This is a genomic window from Variovorax ureilyticus (assembly GCF_037889935.1).
In the GTDB taxonomy this organism is placed as follows: Bacteria; Pseudomonadota; Gammaproteobacteria; order Burkholderiales; family Burkholderiaceae_C; genus Variovorax; species Variovorax ureilyticus.
The window spans coordinates 159739-175669 of the sequence record NZ_JBBKZU010000014.1 but is presented as its reverse complement, the minus strand read 5'-3'; the positions used below and the strand labels follow the sequence as shown (position 1 = coordinate 175669).

The following is a 15931-nucleotide window of genomic DNA, read 5'->3' as shown; positions in this document are numbered from 1 at the left end:
ACATGAACGGCCCCGGTCGTGACACTCGCGTGCCGGTCCATGTGCTGACCGGCTTTCTCGGCAGCGGCAAGACGACGCTGTTGCGCCACATGCTGGCGGATCCGGATCTCTCGGATACGGCCGTTGTCATCAACGAATTCGGCGAAGTGGGACTGGATCACCTCCTCGTTCGCGCAGTCGCCGAAGACGTGGTGCTACTGAGTTCGGGCTGTCTTTGCTGCTCGGTGCGGGACGACCTGGTGTCGACGCTGGCGGAACTCAATGCAATGATGCGCACCGGCGACATCCCGGCCTTTGCGCGCGTGGTGGTTGAAACCACCGGCATGGCCGACCCCGCGCCGATCATGCAGGCCATCCTCAGCGAGCAACGCCTGACCCCCTGGTTCCGGCTCGGGCAGGTGATCACCACCGTGGATGCCGTCAATGGCGACCAGACGCTGGTGCGTCATCGCGAAGCCCGGCAGCAACTGGCCACTGCGGACCGGGTGATCCTGACCAAGCCGGACCTGGTTGACGAGTCCGACTGCGCGGCGCTGCTGGAAAAGCTCCGCACGTTCAATCCGGGAGCGGCTTTCGCCACCGCCAGCAAAGGCCGCCTCACAGCCGGCGCGATCCTCGATGACGGGCAAGGTCAGCACGACCAGGAAGACCAGTGGCGTCGCGCCGGGTCGATCCTTCCGCCGGCGAGCAAGGGTCCAGGCGACAACCGGCCATTGGGTCCCTTGCTCAGCCATCACGACGAGGCGATACGGACCTTCACGGTGCAGTTGGAGCGCCCGGTCGAGTGGAGCGTCTTCGTCGACTGGCTCGAGCTGTTGCTCGCCAACAGGGGCGACTCGATCCTGCGCGTCAAGGGCCTGCTTGGCGTGACCGATGACGAGCGGCCCGTGGTCGTGCAGGGCGTTCAGCACGTGCTCTATCCGATCGACCGGCTTCCGACGTGGCCGAAGGGAACGAGTTCGCCAGGCTGGATTGTCTTCATCGCCCGCGACCTGACGGCCCGCGCGATCGAGAACTCATTGCGCTCCGTCTACGAGTTCAGTCTCGCCTGAGGACGTCGGTATCGCGTCCACGCCCACGCGCTGTCCGCGATGGTAGGAAACGCGGCCGGCGGGGCGCCTCGCGATCGCATCGTCGAAGGATGAGGCCGGAACAAGCACCAGATTGGCCACTTCACCTACCGCGATGCACCGGCGCCCGCCGCACATCAGCGCCTGCAGGTCATCAGCGCCATCCACGTGCGAGGCGATCGCGCCCACATAGCCTGTTTCGAGCATATCGCCGTCACCGAATGGAAAGAACCAATCCCTGACGTTGTCGGTACCGAAGCGCACCGGGACCCCTGCCGCGATCGCATCGATCACCGGCGCGATCCCGCGCTCCCGCGGCGCCCCCCCGCGCCCCTGAAGATAGAGATTCAGCTCGGGAAGGACGACCAGGGTGATCGCGGCTGCGGCCATGCGATCGAGCAGGCGCCTCGCATGATCGCGATCCATCGCGGAAAGCACGCAGGCATGGCTGACCGAAACCCTTCCTTCGAGCCTGCGCGCGACGCTGCCTTCAACGAGCTGTTCGATCAATGCGCTATCGACATCCAGGTGCTCGTCGAGGTGAATATCCACCGCCACATCGAGGGCGACCGCGAGATCGAGCAAGGCATCCAGGGAGACCGCCGGCTCGCGGCAAAGAGCCGGCACGGCGCCGATCAACGATGCGCCCTGCGCCACAGCCTCGGTCAACAGCGCCTGCATTTCGACCCGCGCGGGATCGGCACATGCGTTCGCGAAGGCGACAACTTCAATATCGAGAGCGGCCCTTAGGTCGGAAGCCGCCGCCAGAACACCATCGATCGCGCGCATCCCCGTGACGAGGTCAACGTCGGTGTGGGTGCGGATCAAGGACACGCCGTGTTCGATCGAACTTCGAAACAGACGTGCGGCCCGCTGGCGAATGATCTCGACCGTCGCACTGGCGCGCTCGCGTCCGGCTGCTGCCACGGCATCGGTCAGCGATGTAGGCCGCTGCGCGGGTGCCGCGAAGGCGCGATTGGCGTGTGCGTGAAAATTGACCAGCGAAGGCATGGCCAACCATCGCGGCGTCGACGCATCGGCCGACGCTGCAATGGCGCTCACCCGGTCGCCTTCGATCGTGATGTCGAAGGCGCCTTGCCGACCGCCAAGTGCGACACCGCGGATCACGCCCATCAGTTGCCGCTGTCGTAGAGGGTCGTTGTGGTCTCGACACCCTCCTCGTGCAGGCCCGCACGCTTCACGGCTGCTGCAGCAAGTTCTCTGGCCTTGCGCCGAATCTGGGCTTCATCGACGCCGTGGACTTTGCCCTCGCTGAACAGCACTTGCCCATCGACCCAGGTCTGCGCGATGGAAGCGGTGGAGGCCGAAAACACCAGGGCCTGCAGCGGATCGTGGAACGGCGTCCATTCGATGTGGTCGAGGTCGAAAAGAATGAAGTCGGCCTTCTTGCCAACTTCCAACGATCCGATCTCGTGATCCCACATGGCGGCCTTTGCACCGTCGATGGTGGCCGCCCGAAGCGCCTGCCGCGCGGTGAAGACGTCCGGCTTCATGCGCGCATCCTTGAACATGCCGGCAACGAGCAGCATCTGCCTCATCAGGTTCATGTTGCCCGCCGCCGATACGCCATCGGTACCGAGGCCGACGGTCACGCCTGCTGCGACCATTTCAGGGTACTTGCCGATCGCCGTCGCGCCCTTGCCGAGCTTGAACGACGAACAGGGACAGAACGCGACCTTCGCGCCGCGTCTTGCCAACAGCGATACCTCCTCGTCGCTGACCGCGGCGCCGTGCGCAATCACCAGGTTGGAACCGATGCCGCCAGCTCGGTCGATGCGGGTGATAGGCCACATCCCATACTTGCCTTCGCACACCTTCGCCTCTTCGATTGAAGTGGCAAGGTGGTAGGTGGTCCCGACTCCGAGGCGTTCCGCGAGCTTCTGGGCGCCGACGTGCAGCTCCAGGGTGCAAGGCTCCTTGCCTTCGATGTTCACCCAGCACCGCACGCGGCCGCCGAGGGCGCCGTCGTACTTTCGGACGCATGCTTCGAGTTCGGCGAGCGCAGCCTCCGCGCTGGGAAAGAAATGGTGCTTCGCCATCTCCTCGGTCCAGCCGCGCGGCAGCTCGGCCGGCGGGTTGTCGGCAGCATGGCGTCCCGTCACGCCGCGGATGCCCGTCTTCTCCATCGCGCGGACAGTGATGCCCGGGTCGTACTGGGAACCCATATCGATGAAACAGGTGGTCCCGTTGCGAAGCATCTCCGTGATGCCGAGCAAAGCGCCCCAGTACTCATCCTCCTCGGTGATTTGCGCGTAGAAGGGCTTGGCCCAGTGGAAGACCCAGGCCCGCGTATTGAGGTTGTCCGGAAAGACGGCGCGCGAGAGGGTCTCGGACAGATGGACGTGGCTGTCCACGAAGCCCGGACAGATGCCCAGCATTCGCCCGTCCATCACGCGGTCGAACTTGCCGCCCTCATGTCTCGCCCTGACCTCTTCGGCGGGGCCGATATCCAGGATACGGTCGTTCTCGATGACGATGCTCGCGTCGCGAAGGACGGTGTCCCTGGAGTCGACGAGGAACGCGAATTCAAGATGTTCGATCAGCGTGCGCATGGGTGATCTTTCCGGGGTTGATTGTTCAGCCTTTGACGACCAGCAGTTTGTCGGTGTCGGCATAGTCGGATAGAAGCTCGCAGCCATTGGCGGTGACGAGCAGCATGTCCTTGTTCTGCATGCCGAATCCGTAGCCAGTTTCGTAGCACAGCGGCTCGAAGCCCAGAACCATGCCTTCTTCGATCAACGCGTCGCTGCCGGGCTGGCCGAGGACCGGTGTCTTCCCAAGGTAGGGATCTTCGTGCAGATGGAGGCCGATGCCGTGCCCCACGAACGAGATGGGCGGAAGATCCAGTTCGGCGAGCTTGGCAATGAAGGCATCGTAGATCGCGCGACAGCTCGCGCCGGGCTTGACCAGCTCCATGATGCGGTACTTGCAGTCCACGAGGTGCTGCCAGATGCGCTCCGCATGCGGCGGCGCCTCCTGCACGACCGCCGTGCGGCACACGCCGGCCTGATAGCCGTCGATCACGGAGAAGATCTCGACGCGGCACACATCGCGCGGCTGGAGCCGACGCTCGCTCGGCCCGACGTTCGGCAGCACGCTTCGCTCGCCGGTTGCAATGATCATGAGCTTGAAATGTTCGGCGCCGAGCGCATACACGTTGCGGGTCAGGTGTCCCGCGATGTCCATCTCCGAATCGCCTGCCTTGACGGCCGCCAGGGCGTCCGTGATGGCCTGGTCGGCAATACGCGAGAGCCGGCGCAACAGGGCGATTTCTTCCGGCGTCTTGATTTGGCGCAGGCGGGCCAGGATGTGCTCGCAGCGTTCGAAACGTGCCTCCGGAAGCGCCTTCAGCAAGCGTGCGAGATCGCCGGCGGGCAGGTAATCCATCTCGATGCCGATGCGCGCCTGCCCGAGTCCGAGCTTCTTCAACTGGTCTGCCAAGACAAGCATGGCGTCGTCCGTGAACTCGGCCCAGATCCGCGTGGGCACGTCCGGTGCACGACGCTTCACGGTGCTGGCTTCCATGTCGACCGAGAACAGTTCTGTCTTTCCGTCGGCGCTGACGATGGCCATGGCGTGCCGGTGCCGGATGAGCGGCTGCGACGGCACGACAAAACCCGTCGCATAGGCGTAGTTTTCGGGCGAGCACGACACCATGGCGTCGAGTCCGTTGTCGGCCATGGCCTTGATTTGGCGTTCGATGATTGCTTTGCGCATCTGGGGCTTTCCTTGAGATGGGGGAGGGATGGTGGCGATCAGTCGCGCACCTGATACTTGTCGACCTTGCCGAGATCAACGTCGATGCCCATGCCCGGGGCGATCGGCACCTCGATAGCACCGTCGACAAGCTTCATCGGTGCGACGATCAAGTCATCGAGGTAGTAGATGCCACCCACCTGGCCCTTCTGCCATTCGGCTGGCGTGGACACCGGCACGACACACGAGAGCGTGGCGGCCGGCGCCGCAGCGGCAAGATGGATGTTCGCCAGGTTGCCCACGCCCGTTTCGACCGAGCCATTGACGTTGCAGATGATTCCCGCGGCCCTGCAGACCGCAGCGACTTCCATCGCCTTGTAGAGTCCACCGGGCTTCGTGGTGTAGATGGACACGATCTGCGCGGCGCGGCGCTCGCTGATCTGGATGGCGTCGTGTGCGTTCCACGCCGACTCGTCCGCCATGACGGGTGGATCGATGGCGCGCGCGACTTCCGCGATGCGCTCGATACCCATGACCGGCTGCTCGACGTATTTGAGCCGATACCGCTCCATCGCGCGCACGGTGGCGATCGCTTCGCCGGGCGTGCGATAGCCCTCGTTGGCATCCACGCAGAGCTCGACGTCCTCGCCCACCGCAGCGCGGACCGTGCGGACCATGTCGATGTCGCGCTTCGCGTCGACGCCAATCTTGATCTTGATGGTCTTGATGCCTTCAGCGGCGACCTGGGCGACTTCCTTCTCGGCTTCTGCGATGGGGATCAGGCCGATCGAATGCGTCACCGGGATGCTCGATCGCGCCTTGCCGCCCAGCAGCATGTGGACCGGCAGATTGAGCCAGCGGCCCGTCACGTCATAGGCGGCAAACTCGACTGCAGCCTTGGCGTACGGATAGCCGCGCACCACTGCGTCCATGCGGGCGTGCATCTCGGCGAAATTCCCGAGTTCGACGCCGATCAGCGACGGCGCAAGGTATTTCTCGATCACGAGTTTGGCGATGGCCGTCGACTCGCCAAAGTAGCGGCCGAACTCGCCGCCCCAATCCTTCAGCGCGGGTGCCTCGCCCCACCCTACGCGACCCTCGCTGTCCGTCATCCTGACCAGCAGGTAGCGCCCGATGGACTCGGTCAGGCCAGTCCACTTGTGCTCGCGCCGCGTCGGCAACTGGACGAGCATCGTCTCTATCGTTCGAATCGTTGGCATGCGTTTGCTCCTCGCTGTCAGTCCCCCGCATCTCGAACGGACCGCCCGTCGACATGCGAAGAATAGTGTGATCACAGTTTGTGATCAATTAAGATGCTTGTCAAGAAGGGGGTTCCTCGGAATTCCCCTATTCCTGAAAGCAGCAACGAAGCACCTCGGAGCAATGAACATGATCGTTGAGACCACCAACTACTACGCCCTGCCGGGCCAGTCCTCGGCTGTCCTGGCGCAACGCCGGCATGCCAGCGCGATCAGAACCCGACTGGGCTTACCGGCGGGCCGCATCTTCACGAAGCTCGAAGGTGCAGGGCCGGACGTTCGATGGGAATGCACGTTCGACACGCGCGAAGCCTACGAAGCGGATATGGCAGCGCGCGCGGCGTGCGAGGAATTCGCCGTGGCGCGGCAATCGATGCACCAATTGCTCGAGAGGTTCGAGCGGCACGTCGAGGAAGAGGCCTGCTGAGGCCAGGGGGAGTACTTGAGTCCTCGGGTCGAGCGTCAGTTGAAACCGGCGCTTTGCGGGCGCAAGACTGCTCTATGCGGACGCACCGCGCGGTCGAAGATTCAAGTGGTCATCTCGCGCCAGTGCTCGTAGGCCTGGATAGCAGCTGCCAGGTCCTCCAACGCGCTACCGACCGACTTGAAGACGGTGCGCTCACCGTGGCTTGCTCTACCAAGATGAGCACCCGCGCACAACCCAGCCAGCGTCGCAACGACATCATTCGCGCAGAAAACTCCCCGAGACATTGGCCCCAAGAGTTCGCCGCTCTTCTGAAGAGCCTCTTCGGTGTCCACGAAAAGCTTCGCGTCTCGGAACGCAGTATCGTCTGTCTCACGCATCTCAGGCGTGAAGCTTCCAATGAGGTCGAGGTGCGCCCCTGGAGCCAGCCACTCGCCCTTGACGATTGGCTCGCAAGAAAGAGTGGCGGTACTCACGATGTCGGCTCGACGCGCAGCCGCCTCGAGAGACCATCGTCCCACGGACATCGATGCCATGTCCGACTCCCTCAACGTGGCAGCGAGAAGATCTGCCGCTGCAGGGTCTCGGTTCCAAACGTCAATCTGCTCAAGGGGGAAAACTGCGCGATAGGCATCCGGCAACAGCCGACCTACCCGCCCCGCGCCAACAACGAGAAGGCGCCTGGAGTTCTTCTTCGCGAGATAGCTCGCGGCGAGTGCCGATGCTGCAGCTGTCCGTCTGGAGGTAATCACGTTTCCGTCGAGCTGCGCCAGCGGGAGGCCCGTGCTTGAATCGAACAATGTGAAGACGGAGAACAGACCTGGGAGACCCCTTTGGCTGTTCTGAGGATAGATATTGACAGTCTTGATTCCCAGGTACTTCTCGTTCCAGGCCGGCATGATGAGTACGGTACCGCTTCCCTCTGCGGTATTTACCACATGAGAATGCCGCTGCGGTACGGAGCAACCGGCCGCGAACATCTCCCGAAGGGTTTCAATCAAGCGATCGAAAGGCAAAGCTTCGTTGGTCTGCCGCTCATCGAGGGTGATCATCGCTTTGCGTTCTCTTGCAGCGACACGCGCTCGTACGATTGCAGAACGGCGGGCGCTGAGACGGTCACCGAGGTGTCGCCCACTTCGCAAACAAGCTCGGCCTCGGCCTCGGAGGCTTGAAGCGCGTGTAACGTGGACTTGCCCAAGCGTTGAGCCCAGAACGGGGCAATGGCGCAGTGAGCTGAACCTGTCGCCAGGTCTTCATCCACGCCCAGGCCAAAGGTTGGACAGAAGAATCTCGACACGCAGTCGAACGAGTTCCCGGGTGCCGTCGCAATAAAGCCGCGATGGCCAAGCTGACGAAGCTTCACCATGTCTGGATGGAGGGCGCGGACGTCGACCTCCGACGCAAAGACGGCGAGGACGTCACGACCAGCATCGAGGAGTTCCGTCGGAACCCATCCAAGCGCCTCCTCCAGCTCCGGCCAGCGATGTGCGCATCGAGTGGAGTCCCAGCGCGGCAACGAGAGACGGAACAAGTCGTCTTCCGTACGTTCCACCTCAACAGGTCCACCAGGCGTGAGAAAGATGAACTTTCTCAGATCCGGCTTCGACAGGGACATTGCCAACGAGGCAGCCAAGGTTCCGTGACCACACATCGACTTGACGAATGATCCGGCGCGCGAAAGCCATCGCAGTTCGACGCCTCGCTCGGTCTCCACGATAACGGCCGTCACCGGCAGATCGATTGAGCGGGCCAGGCCGGACAGTACTTCGTCAGTCGGCCATTCGGGAAGGCAAATGACGCCCGCAGAGTTGCCGCCTCCGGGGATTCGCGTGAAGGCGGAGACATGCATGTATTCCAGCGCCATGATCAAGCTCCCCCCTGTCGCAGACGGCGCTCAAGACGCCTGCCAAGCGAGCCGAGCCCGGTTGCGCATGAGAAGTAGACAAAGCCAACGAAGATGTACACCTCGAGATAGGCATTTGCCCACTCCGCATTGCCGTACGCCGTTTGTGCTGATGCCGTGAAGTCGAAGAATCCAATGATTGCGACGATGGATGTTTCCTTGAACGTGGCGACGAGCAAGTTGACCGTCGCGGGCAGGCCATTCGTCAGAGCCTGAGGTAGAAGCACCAAGCGCAGGCGCATGTACTGGTTCAGGGCCAGCGCCTTGGCCGCCTCTTCCTGTTGCCGTGGAATGGCCTGGAGGCCCGCGCGAACGATCTCGGACTGATAGCAGCCATAAACGAATGCAAAGGCGATCGCAACTCGCCAGAGTTTGTCTCCCGACAACGAGCCTGGAAACACGATCGGCGCCAGAACACCCACCGTAAAAAGGATCATGACCATTGGCAGCGTCCTGACCGCGTCGACGATGAACGCGGCGGTGCCAGCGAGAAGGCCTTTCGGGCTCCGCCGCATCAGGGCCAATGCGATTCCTGTCGGCATCCCGAGCAGCACGCCGACGAGATAGAGGAACAGCGTCAGTGCGAACCCTCCCCAGCGATCCGTCGAGACATAAGGGAGACCGAAAAGGCCCCCACGCATCAGGAGCACAAACGCGATGCCCACCGCCGCAGCCGCCCACAATAGCGTTGCAAGGCGCCAGAGCTTCGACCATTGAAGGAAGAGAACGGCCGCGACCACCAGGATGCAGGCTACCGCCGGCCGCCAATGCTCTTCGTAGGGGTAAAGACCGAACAGGATGATGCGATAGCGCGCACGAAGCACGGCCCAACACGCGCCACCGGAGGTGCACTCGTTCGCGGATGCTGCGGTCCAGGTCGCATCAAGAATTGCCCACCGTAGCGCAAGCCAAGCCAGATATGCGATGACGATTGCCGCTGCGGCCGTGGCAACGAGCGAGACGCCGTTGAAGTGGTCGGCACGAGTGGACGTCGATGCCTCAGTTCGCGCTATAGCCGGGAATTTCAAAAGCATGATTCAGCGCATTGGCGATCGAGACCACCGCCTGATTGAGAAGAACGAAGCAAGCTGTCATGACGCACAGCAGCGAAACGGTGTGACCCGACTGATTGATGGACATGAGGGTTACCGCAAACAGGTCGGTGAAGCCAACCGCAAGCCCGATGGAAGTCGCCTTGATCAGCGTCGTGTATTGGCTTCCCATCGGCAGGATTGCCGCGCGGAGTGCGAGGGGCACTCGGACCTTGAGTTCGACAACCCAGGACGGCAGGGCGAGTGCCCGTGCGGCTTCGATCACCCCCTTGGGAACCGTCGCAAAGCCTCCACGAATAATCTCCGCGATATACGCGGAGCCGAAGAGAGTCATGGCGATCAAGATTGAGATCAGCTCTGTCGGCATGTGGACCCCACCGACAAAATTGAAACCCTTCAGTTCAGGGACTGAGCCGAACGCCTCGCCCGGGAAGAAGAACGCGGGCAACACCCAACCCACCACCAACCCAACGACCAAAGCGAACAATGCGCGGCCTCGTTGAAATGGTCGATACCGACGCATCAATGCAAGCACCGCTACCACTGCGATGATCGCTGCCGCAACGGCCGCTTGACCGGCCGCCGTCAGGAATGGAACGCTGACGCCGCGGTTGCTCGCAGCGATGCCGAGGAACTGGACCGCCCGTCGTGGCGCGGGAAGATGCGAAATGACCGCGAACCAGAACAGGGCCTGCAAGATGAGCGGCATGTTCCGAAAGAACTGCACGTAGGCGGCTGCCAATTTGCTCCACAAGCTATTGCCGCTGACCGCCATGAAAGCGACCAAGCTGCCAATGACAGTTGCCAGGGCAATGGAGACCGCCGCGACCACGAGCGTGTTCAGAATCGAAATGCCGATGGTCCGCCAGTAAGGATCGCTAGGGTCTTGCGGAAGCACGGCAAAGCCCATTTGCCAGGACGTGGCGTCCCACAGAAAGCGAAGGCTGCCAGTCGCCAAGGCCGCGCCCATCGCGGCGAGCACGAGAATCGTTAACAGCGATCCGACCGAAGGTCGGATCTTGCCTTTGGAGGCCGACGCCTGCGTGCGCATCAGTTAAACCCTTTTCAGTCGAAGACTGGTCCGTAGATCAAGCCGCCGTTCTTCCACAGGCGGTTGGATGCACGATCGAGCTTGTACGGAGACCCGGAGCCCAGCTCACGGTCGTAGACCTGACCGTAATTGCCAACCTTCTTGATCACGTCATAGACCCAGGTGTCCGGAAGGCCGAGTTCGGCACCAACGCCCTTCTGGACGCCGAGGAACTTCGCCAAGGCGGGGTTGGACGCAGGATTCGCGGTCACTTGTGCGCGAATGCTGTCGACGTTGGCGCTGGTAATCCCGAGTTCCTCGGCGCGAATCATCGCCGCGATCACCCAGTTGACGACGGTGCGGAATTTTTTGTCGTCCTGCCTCACTGCCGCAGCGACCGGCTCGAGCGAAATAGTGATTGGCAGGATGACTTGGCTCGCCGGATCCTTCACCTTTTGCGTCCTGGTGACCGCCAGGCTCGGGCCCCATCCAGCGAGCGCGTCGCACCGCCCAGCGAAATAGGCACCCTGAAGCTCCTCGGACTTTTCGTAAGTCACGACCTGGAACTTCACTTTCTCCGTGGCTGCGTAGTCAGCCAGCACGGGTTCGATACTCGTCCCTGATGCCGTGCACACGGTTGCGCCGTCCAGTTCCTTGCCGCTCTTGATCTTCGAGCTCGCGGGCACCATGAATTGAAAGCCACCAACGAAATAGGGAATGCTGAAGTCAATCTTCTGCTTGGTATCACGGGAAAGCGTCCACCCCGTGGCCTTGAAGATGATGTCTACGTCTCCGGAAATGAGTGAAGGGAAACGCTGCGCCCAACTCAAAGGCACATAGGTCACCTTGTCCGGCGAACCGAGCACCGCAGCAGCAACCGCCTTGCAGAACTGGATGTCAAAGCCCTTCCATGCACCCTTGTCGTCAACCTCGAAGAAGCCGGGGAAGCTTCCGTTGTGAGCGCTGCATCGCAGGTTTCCACGTTCCTTGATCACGTCCAGGGTGCTTTTGGATTCAGCGGAAGCAGGGGCGACCATCGCGATTGCGAGCACTGCGCCGACGGCCCAGCGCGACAGGGGGAGCTTGATATCGATTGTTTCCACGGTCACTCCATTGGGCATCGCGCCCCGCGCAATTGCACAGTCACCACGCGATAGTGGTTGTATGATATGACAGGAATTTTCGTTTTGGAAAATTATTTTCTCCAAAGAGGTGTGAATGGCCAAAGCCATAAAGACGGAACGCTCAAGGAAGGCTGTGCCGGCCGAGGGGGACGAATCGAATGCGCTAGGAGCCATCGTGCGGACGCTGCGTCGCCGCGCAGGCCTGACGCTGGTCGAGCTCTCCGACAAGGGTGATCTCGCCGCATCGACCATTTCAAAGATCGAATCGGGGCAGCTATCGCCGGGGTACGAGACCATTCAAAGGCTCGCCGTAGGTCTCGGTGTCGACGTGGCAGAGTTGTTCCAGCCGCGGATCGACAGCGTCCCAACTGGCAGGCGAGGCGTCACGAGGCGCGGACAGGGCGTTCATCATCATTCGGCGAACTACGACTATGAAGCGCTCGCACCCGACCTGTCGCGAAAGCAATTCTTGCCGCTAGTCGCCACGATCAAGGCCCGCAGCACGAAAGCCTTTCCGACATTGCCCTCGCATGCGGGCGAAGAGTTCGTATACGTCATCTCGGGCAGCGTGACCATCTTTAGCGAGCACTACGAACCTCTCATCCTCGAAGAAGGCGACAGCGTCTACTTCGACAGTCGTGCAGGTCACGCGCTTGTCTCAAGCGGCCGCAACGACGCGAAGGTGATCTGGGTTTGCTCCGATCGAGACGCCCTGCAAAATCAACAGAAGGATTCTCATGAGTGACTTCAGCCAGCGAGCTCCAAGCTCGAGCATCGTCGCGCGAAACCTGAACAAATGGTATGGGACCACCCAAGTCCTGCATGACGTGAGTCTCACGATACCTCAAGGGGAACGTGTCGTGGTTTGCGGCCCCTCAGGATCCGGCAAGTCAACGCTCGTGCGCTGCTTCAATGGCCTCGAGCCGTATCAATCGGGCTCGCTCGTGGTTCAGGGACGAGATCTCAGCACCCATAAGTGCGTGGAGGCCGTGCGTCACGAGGTCGGCATGGTGTTCCAGCAGTTCAATCTATTTCCCCATCTGACCGTTCTGGAGAACTGCATGCTGGCTCCCGTCTGGTCAAATAAGGAAAGCGCGTCAGTTGCCGAGGAGCGAGCGATGGAGCTGTTGCGGCGCGTCAGGATCGGGGACCACGCTCGCAAGTTCCCGGGTCAGCTTTCAGGCGGCCAACAGCAGCGCGTCGCGATTGCTCGGGCCCTGTGCATGCAGCCCAAGGTAATGTTGTTCGACGAACCTACGTCTGCGCTTGATCCTGAAATGGTTTCAGAAGTGCTGGATGTGATGATCGGGCTCGCAGATACAGGAATGACCATGATCTGCGTCACGCACGAGATGGGCTTCGCCCGTGCCGTGGCAGATAGAGTGATCTTCATGGCCGACGGAAGGATTCAGGAATCGGCTACGCCGTCCGAATTTTTCGAGCATCCGCAGACGGAGCGCGCACGCCAATTCCTCGGGCAGATTCTTCATCACTGAAAAAGGCGGTGCGGCCCAAGGGCAGGCAGGTGCATACTGCGCTCGTACATCCTGCTCTGGGATCTGGCGTGTTGTCCTTACAGACCCACGAAATTCTTGCGAATCGCGGCGACGCCCGAACCTCGGACCTATATCTGTCCGCCCGTCACGCGCTCGAAAATGGACTGCGCCCCCTCGTCCGTACCTCCGCGCCAGGCCACGATCTGGTCAGGGCGAATGAGCGCAAGCGGTGCTTCGTAGAGTTCGCTCAAGGCCGGCTGCGGTAGTCGCACGACGCAAAGGTCCATCGCGAACTCTTTCGCGGCAGCTTCGAAGGCTTCGATCGAAGGCGGGTTCGGCCCCAGCACCAGGAGCGTCCATTCGGGACCGAACAGATCGAAGAGCGAGCGCCCATCTTCAAGCCACGCATGCGGGGGGCGGCCTCCCGGGCTGGCGGTGGGCGTGTAGCTGTTGGGTTCGTCGGGAGGCAGCGCGGCGTTGTCGCGAACGATGATCGGCGAGCCGTCGTACCGACCTCCGAACGTGACGCCGGGAATGTTGAATTCGAGGCGGGCGTGTTCGTTGAAATGGCGTCGAGCCAGTTCCCGCTCGGCCTCACCCCGCGGCGAATCTTCTTCAAGCGCCGGCTTCGCCGAGAAGAGGCCGACGGAATCTGCAAATCGTCTCGCGTACGCAGTATTGCGATGCGCCAGAGGCTTGCGTTCAGCCTCATAGCTGTCCAGCAATGATCGAGGCGCCCGTCCGCGGATCACGCTGGCAAGCTTCCATCCCAGGTTGACGGCGTCTTCCACCGCGGTGTTGTAGCCCAGGCCCCCTGTCGGCGTGAACAGGTGTACGGCGTCGCCAGCGAGGAAGACGCGCCCACGCTGAAACGCGTCGGCCACCAATGCGTGGCCGGCAAGCCAGGTTCCCATGGACAGGATCTCGATTGGAACCTCGGCGCCAACAGCTTCCGCAAAGACCCGACGCGCATCGGCTTCGGACCAGCCTTCGGGATCCTCGCCTGGCCGCAAGGCGGCGTGAAAGGCGTATTCGGACACCCCGTCGACGGAAGCCATGAAGGCGCGCCGCCTGTGGTTGACGGCCACGTACATCCAAGCTTTGGGATGGCGCAAGGTGGAGACGAACTCAGGGGCTCGCAAGTAGATCGCGAACATCTTGCCGCCCATGAACTCACGCTGAATGCCGGTCTCTCCGCCCCACTCGATGTCGAGCTTCAACCGCACCAGGCTGCGCGCCCCGTCCGCGCCGACCAGGAACTTCGCCCTGACCTCTTGCGCAGGCCCACCGTCGGTCGGACGAACCGAGGCGCTGACAAAGCTGCCCTCGTCACTGAAGTCCTTGAGCTTCCATCCGTACCGGATGTCGGTGGATGACCAGGCCTGCGCCTGGCGACGCATTGCTTCCTCGACAAACTTCTGCGAAACGCGATGGGGTAGTTCCGCAGCACTCCACGAACCCGTCATTCGCTTGACGTTGACCATGGCTTGCGCAGCAGTGGGCAATTCGATGCGCGCGAGTTCCTGATGGGCAAAGCGCGTCAAGTAGACAATGTCGGTGGGGTGATCGGAAGGCAGCCCGAGCGCCCGGATCTCTTCTGCAAAGCCGAGCCGACGGAAATGCTCCATCGTGCGGGCCTGTGTGGCATTTGCCTGAGGATTGAAGGCGGTGCCTGGCTTGGCATCGACCAACAGGCACCGGATCCCGCGACGCCCCAGTTCGATCGCAAGCATCAGGCCGCAAGGGCCCCCTCCTGCGATCAGGACCTCCGTATCGATGGCTGCTTGCCCGGCCGTTGCAGCCTCAAGCGCTTGATTCATTGACTTTCTTTCTTTGAAACAGGGGCCGACTGCGGCTCATCTTGATGCGCTTTTTCAATCGCCGTGAATGCCGCGTTCGCGAATCAAGGCACCGAAGCGCTTGGCGTCCTGCGCGCCCTTGTCACCGAACTGCGCCGGCGTCAGCGGTTCCGGAACATTGCCGATGAGTTCGATGCGAGATTTCACGTCTGCGGTACCCAGCGCGCGATTGACTTGGGCGTTGATCCGTTTGACGATGGCCTGCGGCATGCTCGCGGGGGCGTAGAGACCGAACACCGCGTCAGCGTCGAACCCTTTCAAGCCCAGTTCATCGAGCGTCGGGACATCCGGCATCTGCGGCGCTCGCTTGAGACTGGCCACCGCCAGCATGCGCAGCTTGCCAGCCTTGACGTGCTGGATGGCAATCCCCGGGTCAAACAGAAAGTCGATCTGGCCAGCCAGCAGATCATTCAGGGCAGGCGCTGCGCCCCGGTACGGGACATGAATGGCGGTCGTCCCGGTTTCCTTCGTGAGCATTTCGGCAGCGAGGTGTGGCGAGCTACCGTTGCCGGGCGATCCGAAGGAACGCTTCCCCGGGTTGGCCTTCAGATCCGAGATCAGGCTCTTGAAGTCTTTCGCTGGATTGTCGGCACGGACGACCAGGTAAAAGGGAACGCGGGCAACGGATGCCACAGGAATGAGATCCTTGGCGGGGTCGAAGGTCATCCTGGGATAGATGTGCGGGTTGATCGACACCATGCCACCAGAGCTCATGAGCAAGGTGTAGCCGTCTGCCTGCGCCTTGGCAACGAACTCGCCTCCCAGGTTGCCGCCTGCTCCGGGCTTGTTGTCGACCACAAAAGGTTGACCCAGCGCTTGTTGCAGCGGAGCAGCGATCACACGTGCCAGCTGGTCTGCCGCACCACCGGGCGCAAAGTTGACGATGACCTTGACGGGCTGCCTTGGCCACTCGTCTGCGTGTGCCACAACGCCCAGCGCCGAGCAGACCAGGAAGGCTGCAAGCTTGGAAATGATCTTCATCGTGGGAGTCCTCTTC

General features: G+C 62.0%; 15 protein-coding genes. 4 read left to right on the top strand and 11 right to left on the bottom strand.

Features of this window, described 5'->3' with window-relative positions; translation table 11 throughout:
* Positions 1-2 precede the first annotated feature (2 nt).
* On the top strand, positions 3-1052 hold the full coding sequence (locus WKW77_RS27080; protein ID WP_340359992.1) for a CobW family GTP-binding protein: 1050 nt from the start codon (positions 3-5) through the stop codon (positions 1050-1052).
* Here WKW77_RS27080 and WKW77_RS27075 read toward each other — a convergent pair.
* The 4 genes from WKW77_RS27075 to WKW77_RS27060 are packed head-to-tail and all read right to left on the bottom strand — an operon-like array spanning position 1017 to position 6007.
* Positions 1017-2204 carry an amidohydrolase family protein gene (locus WKW77_RS27075; RefSeq protein ID WP_340359991.1) on the bottom strand — a complete coding sequence of 396 codons (1188 nt, stop codon included), beginning with the start codon at positions 2202-2204 and terminating at the stop codon, positions 1017-1019. The genes WKW77_RS27080 and WKW77_RS27075 overlap by 36 nt on opposite strands.
* The gene (locus tag WKW77_RS27070; RefSeq protein WP_340359990.1) at positions 2204-3730 is read right to left on the bottom strand and encodes an amidohydrolase family protein; all 1527 of its coding nucleotides are present in this window, start codon (positions 3728-3730) and stop codon (positions 2204-2206) included. Before WKW77_RS27070 ends, WKW77_RS27075 begins: the two co-directional genes overlap by 1 nt.
* Positions 3669-4808: a M24 family metallopeptidase gene (locus tag WKW77_RS27065; RefSeq protein ID WP_340359989.1), complete on the bottom strand. Its 1140-nt coding sequence runs from the start codon at positions 4806-4808 to the stop codon at positions 3669-3671. Before WKW77_RS27065 ends, WKW77_RS27070 begins: the two co-directional genes overlap by 62 nt.
* Positions 4809-4846: 38 nt before the next feature.
* On the bottom strand, positions 4847-6007 hold the full coding sequence (locus WKW77_RS27060; RefSeq protein ID WP_340359988.1) for a mandelate racemase/muconate lactonizing enzyme family protein: 1161 nt from the start codon (positions 6005-6007) through the stop codon (positions 4847-4849).
* Between the two features lie 169 nt (positions 6008-6176).
* Between WKW77_RS27060 and WKW77_RS27055 the strand changes: the two genes are divergently transcribed.
* Positions 6177-6473 carry a hypothetical protein gene (locus tag WKW77_RS27055; protein WP_340359987.1) on the top strand — a complete coding sequence of 99 codons (297 nt, stop codon included), beginning with the start codon at positions 6177-6179 and terminating at the stop codon, positions 6471-6473.
* 101 nt (positions 6474-6574) lie between these two features.
* Here the strand turns inward: WKW77_RS27055 and lhpI are convergent, their stop codons facing one another.
* Genes lhpI through WKW77_RS27030 form a run of 5 tightly spaced genes read right to left on the bottom strand, consistent with a single transcriptional unit; the run spans position 6575 to position 11558 of the window.
* On the bottom strand, positions 6575-7522 hold the full coding sequence (gene lhpI / locus WKW77_RS27050; protein ID WP_340359986.1) for a bifunctional Delta(1)-pyrroline-2-carboxylate/Delta(1)-piperideine-2-carboxylate reductase: 948 nt from the start codon (positions 7520-7522) through the stop codon (positions 6575-6577).
* On the bottom strand, positions 7519-8334 hold the full coding sequence (locus tag WKW77_RS27045) for a PhzF family phenazine biosynthesis protein (RefSeq protein ID WP_340359985.1): 816 nt from the start codon (positions 8332-8334) through the stop codon (positions 7519-7521). Before WKW77_RS27045 ends, lhpI begins: the two co-directional genes overlap by 4 nt.
* Before the next feature lie 2 nt (positions 8335-8336).
* Complete coding sequence (locus tag WKW77_RS27040; protein WP_340359984.1) at positions 8337-9407, bottom strand: amino acid ABC transporter permease; 1071 nt, start codon at positions 9405-9407, stop codon at positions 8337-8339.
* On the bottom strand, positions 9373-10476 hold the full coding sequence (locus WKW77_RS27035) for an ABC transporter permease subunit (RefSeq protein WP_340359983.1): 1104 nt from the start codon (positions 10474-10476) through the stop codon (positions 9373-9375). Before WKW77_RS27035 ends, WKW77_RS27040 begins: the two co-directional genes overlap by 35 nt.
* Positions 10477-10490: 14 nt before the next feature.
* Positions 10491-11558: an amino acid ABC transporter substrate-binding protein gene (locus tag WKW77_RS27030; RefSeq protein ID WP_340359982.1), complete on the bottom strand. Its 1068-nt coding sequence runs from the start codon at positions 11556-11558 to the stop codon at positions 10491-10493.
* Positions 11559-11673: 115 nt separating this feature from the next.
* Between WKW77_RS27030 and WKW77_RS27025 the strand changes: the two genes are divergently transcribed.
* The gene (locus WKW77_RS27025) at positions 11674-12324 is read left to right on the top strand and encodes a helix-turn-helix domain-containing protein (RefSeq protein ID WP_340359981.1); all 651 of its coding nucleotides are present in this window, start codon (positions 11674-11676) and stop codon (positions 12322-12324) included.
* A complete protein-coding gene (locus tag WKW77_RS27020; RefSeq protein WP_340359980.1) occupies positions 12317-13075 on the top strand; it encodes an amino acid ABC transporter ATP-binding protein in 759 nt (252 codons plus the stop codon). Before WKW77_RS27025 ends, WKW77_RS27020 begins: the two co-directional genes overlap by 8 nt.
* Positions 13076-13203: 128 nt before the next feature.
* Here WKW77_RS27020 and WKW77_RS27015 read toward each other — a convergent pair whose 3' ends face one another.
* Together WKW77_RS27015 and WKW77_RS27010 are read right to left on the bottom strand one after the other, a co-directional pair.
* Positions 13204-14895 (bottom strand): FAD-dependent oxidoreductase, encoded by a 1692-nt coding sequence (locus WKW77_RS27015; RefSeq protein ID WP_340359979.1) that lies wholly within the window; start codon positions 14893-14895, stop codon positions 13204-13206.
* 54 nt (positions 14896-14949) lie between these two features.
* A complete protein-coding gene (locus tag WKW77_RS27010; protein WP_340359978.1) occupies positions 14950-15915 on the bottom strand; it encodes a Bug family tripartite tricarboxylate transporter substrate binding protein in 966 nt (321 codons plus the stop codon).
* Between the last annotated feature and the right edge of the window lie 16 nt (positions 15916-15931).

Bases quoted from the DNA above. Each gene is read 5' to 3' on its own strand.
- WKW77_RS27040 (WP_340359984.1), bottom strand. From the start codon at position 9,407: ATGCTTTTGAAATTCCCGGCTATAGCGCGAACTGAGGCATCGACGTCC.
- WKW77_RS27015 (WP_340359979.1), bottom strand. From the start codon at position 14,895: ATGAATCAAGCGCTTGAGGCTGCAACGGCCGGGCAAGCAGCCATCGAT.
- WKW77_RS27075 (WP_340359991.1), bottom strand. From the start codon at position 2,204: ATGGGCGTGATCCGCGGTGTCGCACTTGGCGGTCGGCAAGGCGCCTTC.
- WKW77_RS27045 (WP_340359985.1), bottom strand. From the start codon at position 8,334: ATGGCGCTGGAATACATGCATGTCTCCGCCTTCACGCGAATCCCCGGA.
- WKW77_RS27020 (WP_340359980.1), top strand. From the start codon at position 12,317: ATGAGTGACTTCAGCCAGCGAGCTCCAAGCTCGAGCATCGTCGCGCGA.
- WKW77_RS27035 (WP_340359983.1), bottom strand. From the start codon at position 10,476: ATGCGCACGCAGGCGTCGGCCTCCAAAGGCAAGATCCGACCTTCGGTC.
- WKW77_RS27065 (WP_340359989.1), bottom strand. From the start codon at position 4,808: ATGCGCAAAGCAATCATCGAACGCCAAATCAAGGCCATGGCCGACAAC.
- lhpI (WP_340359986.1), bottom strand. From the start codon at position 7,522: ATGATCACCCTCGATGAGCGGCAGACCAACGAAGCTTTGCCTTTCGAT.
- WKW77_RS27055 (WP_340359987.1), top strand. From the start codon at position 6,177: ATGATCGTTGAGACCACCAACTACTACGCCCTGCCGGGCCAGTCCTCG.
- WKW77_RS27060 (WP_340359988.1), bottom strand. From the start codon at position 6,007: ATGCCAACGATTCGAACGATAGAGACGATGCTCGTCCAGTTGCCGACG.
- WKW77_RS27025 (WP_340359981.1), top strand. From the start codon at position 11,674: ATGGCCAAAGCCATAAAGACGGAACGCTCAAGGAAGGCTGTGCCGGCC.
- WKW77_RS27080 (WP_340359992.1), top strand. From the start codon at position 3: ATGAACGGCCCCGGTCGTGACACTCGCGTGCCGGTCCATGTGCTGACC.
- WKW77_RS27010 (WP_340359978.1), bottom strand. From the start codon at position 15,915: ATGAAGATCATTTCCAAGCTTGCAGCCTTCCTGGTCTGCTCGGCGCTG.
- WKW77_RS27070 (WP_340359990.1), bottom strand. From the start codon at position 3,730: ATGGCTGCGAGCTTCTATCCGACTATGCCGACACCGACAAACTGCTGG.